At 77.5% G+C, this 880-nt stretch carries 1 pseudogene; it reads right to left on the reverse strand.

What is annotated here, in order from left to right:
- A pseudogene (locus JXZ78_RS40025) lies at window positions 1–226 on the reverse strand (gfo/Idh/MocA family oxidoreductase); the annotation flags it as partial.
- Window positions 227–880 lie beyond the last annotated feature (654 nt).

The following is an 880-nucleotide window of genomic DNA, read 5'->3' on the forward strand; positions in this document are numbered from 1 at the left end:
GGCCGCCCGGAGCCGCCGCCCGGGCGGCGGCCGCCGCCGCTCCCTGGCCCGCGCCGGCCGCGGCGGCGCTGCCCGTCCCCAGCCCGCCGATGCCGAGGCCGGCTCCCGCCGCTCCGGCGGTCCACAGAACGGAGCGCCTGGTGGGACCGGTGCCGTCGGGCCCGGGGCCCGCTTCGTGGCCGTCGTTCTCGTGGGGCTCGTGGTTCTGCGATGGTGCCTCGTTCATCGGTCCTCCATAGGAACGGATGGTGCGTGGCGGAAGCGTGAACCTCGCTGAGGACCTTGACGCTTGTGCGGCTCGCCGCACAAGAGGGCCGCCAGGACTGATCTTTTGTGCGGAGGTCCGGAGCCTGCCTGGTACGGACCGCGGCGAAGTGCGATCCGCTTCCTGCGCACCGCCCTGGAATCCCTTGCGGAAGCTCGTCACGGGGCAACCGGCGGAACGGCAGGCTCCCTTGGACATTCCCTCCACGGCAGCCCGGTACGCGGCTGCCCGTGCGAAGGCGGCCCGCGGTGCCCCACCACCGTGACTGCCCGGGCACGGCGTTTCCCGTAAGCCCGACCGTCACGGTTCCCGCCGCCCCGGTGCGGGTATCCCCCCGCCGGGGGGACGATCACGTTCGATTCGCCCCGTAGGCCGTCACCCGTCCCGCCACGCCCTCCGGCCACGCCCTCCGGCCTGTGCCGCCCTCCGGGCCGCGCCCCCCACCGGCCACGCCGGCCGACCGCGTCCCTCCGTCCCGCCACGCCCTCCGGGCCGCGCCCCCCACCGGCCGCGCCCCCCACCGGCCACGCCCCCCACCGGCCACGCCCTCCGGCCGGCCACGCCCTCCGGCCGGCCACGCCCTCCGTCCCGCCACGCCCTCCGGGCCGCGTCCCC

The organism is Streptomyces monomycini, from assembly GCF_022271435.1.
Lineage (GTDB): Bacteria > Actinomycetota > Actinomycetes > Streptomycetales > Streptomycetaceae > Streptomyces > Streptomyces monomycini.